Genomic DNA, 6,262 nt, shown 5'->3' with positions numbered 1-6,262 from the left:
TGTCGAGGCCGCTCAACCCTTTCACTGGGGGTTTTATTTTCACCACCGACTGCGCGATCAGGGCGGCTTTGATATCGTGCTCAGCCACTTTCCCCACGGGGGGGTAGAGGCCACCCAGGCTGGGTTTGTCGAGCGTTACGCCACACTGTTTGAGCGCAAGAATGTTGCCCCCTCGACGTTCTTGCACAATCACCGCCAGGTGCTCACCATCGACCCCGACCTCACCCAAGGCTGGGCCGAGTATCGGGGCCAGTTCACCTGGCTCAGCCAGTATTTACGCCGCTCTAAACACTACCCCTACAGTAGTCAGGGGGGCCAGAGCCGACTCTACAGATCGCGGTTGTTTTTAGAACGGAGCTTACAGCTGCTGCGACCCGGTGGTCGCTGCGCCGTAGTGCTCGACCCCTTTTGGGCACAGAGCAACAGCACTCCACTACGCCACTGGCTACAGCGCGAGACCGCGCTGGCTACCGTGCTCGATGTGTCGAATCATCAAAAGCTCTGGCCCGGTGTGCCCGCTCGCACTACCCTCTGTACCCTCTGGCTCCGCCGCCAGGGGCCTACTCAGGCTAGCCCTTACAGCGCCTACGCCACGCCCGACAATGCCCTATCCTCGGCGACCCTCGGGGACGTGCTGCAACGCCTCATCCACCTGGCGGAATAGGGTAGGTAAATCAGCAGAATTGTCGATAACGACATCGGCCCTAACCACTTTTTCGGCTAGAGGCATTTGGCTCTGAATGCGAGCGTTGGCCTGATCTAGAGTGAGGTGATTGCGATCGATCAGGCGCTGGCGCTGATGCTCTAAAGGACAGCTCACGACCCAGGTTTCGCTCACCTGCTCAGTCAGATTGGCCTCAAACAACAGCGGAATGACCTGTACCACCACAGGATCCTCGGTAAGCTCAGCCATGGCATCCTTAAAACACTCGCGCACGACCGGGTGAATCTGCTGCTCTAGCCAGGTCTTTTCAGCGGGCTGATGAAAGACGATTTCCCCGAGTCGCGCTCGATTGAGGCTGCCGTCGGGGTGAAGCAGGGATTTTCCGTAGCGGGCTGAGATCGCATCCAATCCTCTCGACCCCGGCTCCACGGCCTGGCGGGCATAGATATCGGCATCTAGCACCGGCAGATGGTGCTGCCGCGCCAGATAATCCGACACCGTCGACTTGCCCGTAGCAATGCCCCCAGTTAGCCCTATGATGCGCTGGCCCATGCGGCGATCGCCTCCGTTAGCCCGTCTAGGGTGTACTCTGCTGGCTCAATATCGACTCGGCCCAGCAGCTCGCGGCAGCTGTCCGAGGTTTTGGGGCCAATGGAGGCGATCGCCACCCCATTAAGTACCTCACGCCAGCCTGTACCCAACCCCTGCTCCAACAGCTGTGCAGTGTGCGTCACGGTCTTAGAACTGGCAAACGTGATCACATGCACCCGGCCCTGCTTGAGCGCCTTGATTGCCTCGGCATCTGGGGACTCTGGACAGCCCGACTCGTAGGCCGCCACCTCCACTACCTCGGCCCCAGCGGCGGTAAATTCCTGCACCAGCACCTCTCGCCCGCCGCTCTCCACACGGGGAAATAGCAGCCGCTGCCCCGCTACTGCCTCAGGAAAGTGAACCACCATTGAATCGGCTACAAAGTCGGGCGGCACAAAATCGGGCACCAGCCCCCGCCGCCGCAGCACTGCTGCCGTTTTACGGCCCACCACGGCAATTTTGAGCGTGCTTAAGGCGCGCAGATCACGGCCCTGATCGAGCAGGCGATCCACAAAGAAATTCACCGCATTGGCAGAAGAGAGAATCAGCCAGTGAAAGGTGGGCAGGGCCGCGATCGCCCCATCCAGCCCCGCCCAGGTTGACGGCGGGCGAATCTCTAATGCGGGCAGGTCAACCACCGTGGCCCCCTGGGCTGAGAGCAGATCGGCAAAGGCGCTTGATTGCTCCGTAGCACGGGTGATCAGGATAGTCTTTTGGGAGAGGGGGAGAGAGGGGTTTGGATTTTGGACTTTGGATTTTGGATTTTGAGATACTTCCAAATACCGCCGCAATCGCACCACTTCTCCAAATACGATCACGCAGGGCGACAGCGTTTCACCGCGAGTCACCTGACGAATGGTGAGCAGAGTCCCTTCCCACACCTGCTGCTGCGGGTGCCCCCCCCAGCGAATAATGGCGACCGGCATGTCGCCCCGGCAGCCGTTTTGGCGCAGGCGCTGGATGATCTCTTCGAGGTGGCGGCTGCCCATCAGCACCACTAGGGTGTGCAGGCGGGCCAGGGTGGGCCAGTCGAGCAGATCGGGGTTGTGGGCGGTAAAGACGCCAAAGCCATGGCTCCACACCGGGTCGGTGAGGGGAATGCCCGCCAGCAGAGGGGCGGCTAGGGCCGAGGAGATGCCAGGAATGATCTCCACCGGACAGCCCGCCTCGCGCAGGGCTTGCACCTCGGCGGCGGTGCGGCCAAAGATAAACGGGTCACCGCTTTTGAGGCGTACCACCTGACGCCCTTCTAGAGCCAGCTTGACTAAGAGCTGAGTGATTTCGGATTGAGGAGGGCTGGGCTGGCCGCCGCGTTTGCCCACGTGGATGCGATCGCAACCCCTGGGCAGCAGGTTCAACAACGCCTCATCCACCAAGGCGTCGTAGACCAGGCACTCGGCCCGCTGCAACAGGTTGTACCCCCGCACGGTAAGGTAGTCGATGGCCCCCGGCCCGGCCCCTACGATATAAACTGTCCCTGGCTGAGTCATGGCAACAGACTACACTGTGTGGATGCTTCAATGGTCGCAGATGACCGACTAGATTTGAATGAGTCACATCTTCATCAGCTACAGCCGCCATGAGCTTTACAGTCATACCAACTCTTATTTCCGTCCTTGCACTATTTCTCTCTTTTGCAGGCTTTTGGCATACAAGAAAGCAGTTTGAATTTGCCAATTTTCCACGTTTAGACTTTAAGCCAGAAATAAGAAAGATAACCATAAAAAAGGAGGATGAACACAATCCCTACAGCGAATTTTATCGACTTAGCGGCAATTTCATAGATGTAAAAGTAGTCAATTATAGTCAAGACGTGTCTGCTATTGATGTAACAACAAAGGTTTTTCTATCGCGCAGAAAGAAAAACAATATTTTGTTTAATTTTATTCATCTTTTTGAAAAGATAAAATACTATGATTACGAATTTCCGCAAATTAAGCCTGGGCAGGAAGTGTCTACGTCTAGAGGTAGTTGGAGTTCGTCTCAACCAATTCTGGAAAGCAGGCTAACAAATCTTGGCGTTACTGAAAGTGACAAAATAGAAAATGAAGTTTTTTACTCTATAAAGGATACTCAATGTCTCCTTAGAATTTTTGTTGAAATAAATTATAAGGCAAACCGTTATGGTTCAGGTAGGCTTGGAGTTAACGGAAGCTTTCTATTTCAACCCTATTATGAAGATGAAGAGCCACCACCTTCATCTTTAAGCTGGGATAACATAGGAAAATAAGATGAAGCTTTGCTGTTAAAAACAAGTTTTTGATCATTCGCTGAATAGGAGGTACTGGAGCGTAGCTTGGTTCAATACATCCAATTTGGCAACAAACGCTCGATAGGCGTCTGCGGTGCTTATCTTCTGTCGAATTCGTCCCCGCTTGGGGAGCGTCCCCGCTTGAAGGGAGTTATACTCTCAGAAGCCCGAAATCTCGAAGCCTTCGGAGCGCTCTACCCTATGACCCAACAGGACAAGCTCTTACTTAAAATCCTTCGGGCAAGTCGGATGCTAATATTCCCTTTGAGCCGCTATGTCAGTTGCTTAAGTTGTTAGGATTTGAGGAGCGCATTAGAGGAAGCCATCACATCTTCTCGAAGGATGATGTAGAGGAAATTCTTAACCTCCAGCCAAAACAGGGAAAAGCCAAAGCCTACCAGGTTAAGCAGGTAAGAGTCATCGTCTTGAAATATAAACTCCGGGGAATAATATGCCCATTAAGTACGAACTGATTATCTACTGGAGCGAAGAAGATCAATCCTTCATTGTTGAAGTTCCTGAGCTTCCTGGTTGTGCTGCCGATGGGGAAACTTACCAAGCAACCGTGGCTAACGCGGAGGTCGTTATTCAAGAATGGATTGAAACCGCTCAGGAACTGGGCCGTCCTGTTCCTACCCCTAAAGGCCGTCTCCTTTTTGCCTGAGTGTACGGTTTAAAGTTTTTTGGGGGGACAGCGGTTTCCACCGCTCTGGCCTGGCTACACAAAGATTTCAGTGTCTGAGTAGCGCCGCTAGTCAACAATACAGCCAGCCCTAACCCAGTCATAGCGCTTCAGGAGTCATGGATTAAACGGGCGATCGCGGCGATCAGGGCATGGTTTTGCTCCTCGGTGCCTACCGAAATTCGCAGTTTGTCGTCTAGCCAAGGCTGTTTGAAGTAGCGTACCAAAATGCCTTGCTCTTTTAAGGTCAGATACAGCTGCTCCGCGTTGCCCTGGGGCGGCGTGGCCAATACAAAGTTGCCGTGAGAGTCAAGCACCGTAAACCCCAGATGCCGCAGTTCTTTGGTCAATGCCGCCCGCGAGGCTTTTATCTTATCTACACAGGCGTTTTTGTAGGCCTGATCGCGCATAGCCGCCGTTCCTAGGGCGATCGCGATCGCATCCACGTTATAGCTATCTTTCACCTTAAATAGCTCAGCCAGTAGCGCTGGTTTGGCAATCCCAAACCCCAGTCGCAGCCCCGCCAGCGAATAGCCTTTAGACAGGGTGCGCAATACCACTACATTCTCAAACTCCTGCACCAGTGGCAGCGCCGAGCCCTCGGCAAAATCAACGTAAGCTTCATCTACTACTACCAAGCCCGAAGCCTGCTGCGCCAATGCTCGCAGGTCGGGCAGCGCCACCACATGCCCCGACGGGCTATTGGGCGACGCAATGAACGTAATCGCCCCCTGGGCCGACACCAGCTCTTTTAGAGGAAACCCAAAATCGTCAGGATAGGGAACTTCCACCACGGTGGCAGGTTGCAGCGCTGCCAGAGTGCGGTACAGCACATAGGTCGGCGTGGGGTAGACAATCGGTCGGGCTGAGCCGTCCGTACAAGCGCGCACCAAAAGATTCAGCAGATCGTCGCTGCCGTTGCCGACAATGATCCAGTCTGCGGGTACGCCCAAAACAGCACTAATGGCCTGGCAAAAGCTGCGGGCAAACGGGTCAGGATAACGCCTGAGTTGCTCATCCTCAAACTGTCGTAGCGCCTCGATTACCTTCGGCGAAGGGGGATAAGGATTTTCGTTGGAGTTGAGCTTGAGGATGTTTGAACCGGGGCGGGGCTGTTCTCCAGGCACGTAGCCAGCCATCGCGGCAATATTGGGGCGAACGTAACTCATTTCGGGTGGTAGATGATGGTACTTGCCTGTGAAATGCTAGATCACAGGAATCTTATAGTTCGAGGCAACTGACGATGCTGACCTTTTACCATACCCCGCTGTCAATCAACTCTCGTCGGGTTTGGGTGGCGCTGCTGGAGAAGAATTTGCCCTTTGAGGAAATGGCTATGAGCATGGGGGGAGAGCAGTTTCAGCCTGAGTTTTTGGCACTCAACCCCTTTCACCACATCCCCGTGCTGGTCGACAATGGCTTCACCGTAATCGAATCCTTCGCCATTTTGGACTATCTGGAGGCCAAGTACCCCACGCCCTCACTGCTGGCCACCACTCCCGAGGGTGTTGCCACGATGCGCATGGTCGAAATGGTAACGGTGAATGAGCTGGTGCCCGCCATTAACCCACTGACCAAGCAGATGATGGGCTTTGGCCAAGACCCTGAGGAGGCGATCGCCCAGGCCAAGCAAAATGCCGAGGTGGTGCTCAAGTTCTACGCCGACAAGCTGAGCGATCAGTCCTTTTTCTGCGGCGACCAGATCACCCTGGCAGACGTTGTGGCAGGCACCTTTGCCCCCTGGTTTGAGTCGCTGGGGCTACCCATGGATGACTACCCCACCCTACAGGCCTGGACCGATCGCCTAATGGATCGGCCCGCCTGGAAAACCACCCAGCCAACGGCAGCGGATCTCGATGCCTTTCGCGATCGCATGAAAGAGCGCATGGCGGCCCAGGGCCAGTAGCGACGTGGGTGTGAAGCAGGTCATACCGCTGAGATGGGGATTGCTGGCGATCGGGGCGCTGGCGCTGACGCTGCGCTTTTGGCATCTGGGGCAACCCCACAGCCTGGTCTTCGACGAGGTTTACTACGTCCCCTTTGCCCTCGACTACCTGCAAGGTACCCCCAGCTT

General features: G+C 55.3%; 8 protein-coding genes and 1 pseudogene. 6 read left to right on the top strand and 3 right to left on the bottom strand.

Features of this window, described 5'->3' with window-relative positions:
- The coding region (locus tag IQ273_RS29005; protein ID WP_194026587.1) for a hypothetical protein at nt 1–664 on the top strand (664 nt) is incomplete at its 5' end.
- Here IQ273_RS29005 and coaE read toward each other — a convergent pair.
- Nucleotides 608–1,216, bottom strand: a complete 609-nt coding sequence (coaE, locus tag IQ273_RS29000) for a dephospho-CoA kinase (RefSeq protein WP_194026586.1) — start codon at nt 1,214–1,216, stop codon at nt 608–610. The genes IQ273_RS29005 and coaE overlap by 57 nt on opposite strands.
- Nucleotides 1,198–2,745: a uroporphyrinogen-III C-methyltransferase gene (cobA, locus tag IQ273_RS28995; protein WP_194026585.1), complete on the bottom strand. Its 1,548-nt coding sequence runs from the start codon at nt 2,743–2,745 to the stop codon at nt 1,198–1,200. The genes coaE and cobA overlap by 19 nt, the downstream gene beginning before the upstream one ends.
- An 89-nt stretch (nt 2,746–2,834) precedes the next feature.
- Here cobA and IQ273_RS28990 point away from each other — a divergent pair, with 89 nt between their 5' ends.
- From IQ273_RS28990 to IQ273_RS28985, 3 genes and pseudogenes are all read left to right on the top strand, one after another.
- On the top strand, nt 2,835–3,485 hold the full coding sequence (locus IQ273_RS28990) for a hypothetical protein (RefSeq protein ID WP_194026584.1): 651 nt from the start codon (nt 2,835–2,837) through the stop codon (nt 3,483–3,485).
- Between the two features lie 222 nt (nt 3,486–3,707).
- Nucleotides 3,708–3,979, top strand: a pseudogene (locus IQ273_RS36120) (type II toxin-antitoxin system HicA family toxin).
- A complete protein-coding gene (locus IQ273_RS28985; RefSeq protein WP_194026583.1) occupies nt 3,958–4,170 on the top strand; it encodes a type II toxin-antitoxin system HicB family antitoxin in 213 nt (70 codons plus the stop codon). Before IQ273_RS36120 ends, IQ273_RS28985 begins: the two are co-directional and overlap by 22 nt.
- A gap of 128 nt (nt 4,171–4,298) precedes the next feature.
- Here the strand turns inward: IQ273_RS28985 and hisC are convergent, their stop codons facing one another.
- Nucleotides 4,299–5,357 (bottom strand): histidinol-phosphate transaminase, encoded by a 1,059-nt coding sequence (gene hisC / locus IQ273_RS28980; RefSeq protein ID WP_194026582.1) that lies wholly within the window; start codon nt 5,355–5,357, stop codon nt 4,299–4,301.
- A 74-nt stretch (nt 5,358–5,431) separates the two neighbouring features.
- Here hisC and IQ273_RS28975 point away from each other — a divergent pair, with 74 nt between their 5' ends.
- Both IQ273_RS28975 and IQ273_RS36115 read left to right on the top strand, forming a co-directional pair.
- Nucleotides 5,432–6,094, top strand: a complete 663-nt coding sequence (locus IQ273_RS28975) for a glutathione S-transferase family protein (protein ID WP_194026581.1) — start codon at nt 5,432–5,434, stop codon at nt 6,092–6,094.
- Between the two features lie 4 nt (nt 6,095–6,098).
- Nucleotides 6,099–6,262: phospholipid carrier-dependent glycosyltransferase (locus IQ273_RS36115; protein WP_194026580.1), on the top strand; the 164-nt coding region annotated here is incomplete at its 3' end.

The organism is Nodosilinea sp. LEGE 07298 (assembly GCF_015207265.1).
GTDB lineage: Bacteria > Cyanobacteriota > Cyanobacteriia > Phormidesmidales > Phormidesmidaceae > Nodosilinea.
This window is presented reverse-complemented; position numbering and strand designations above follow the sequence as displayed.

What these genes read in the sequence shown, in the direction of transcription:
- coaE (WP_194026586.1), bottom strand. Translation starts at nt 1,216, where the DNA reads ATGGGCCAGCGCATCATAGGGCTAACTGGGGGCATTGCTACGGGCAAG.
- cobA (WP_194026585.1), bottom strand. Translation starts at nt 2,745, where the DNA reads ATGACTCAGCCAGGGACAGTTTATATCGTAGGGGCCGGGCCGGGGGCC.
- IQ273_RS28990 (WP_194026584.1), top strand. Translation starts at nt 2,835, where the DNA reads ATGAGCTTTACAGTCATACCAACTCTTATTTCCGTCCTTGCACTATTT.
- IQ273_RS28985 (WP_194026583.1), top strand. Translation starts at nt 3,958, where the DNA reads ATGCCCATTAAGTACGAACTGATTATCTACTGGAGCGAAGAAGATCAA.
- hisC (WP_194026582.1), bottom strand. Translation starts at nt 5,357, where the DNA reads ATGAGTTACGTTCGCCCCAATATTGCCGCGATGGCTGGCTACGTGCCT.
- IQ273_RS28975 (WP_194026581.1), top strand. Translation starts at nt 5,432, where the DNA reads ATGCTGACCTTTTACCATACCCCGCTGTCAATCAACTCTCGTCGGGTT.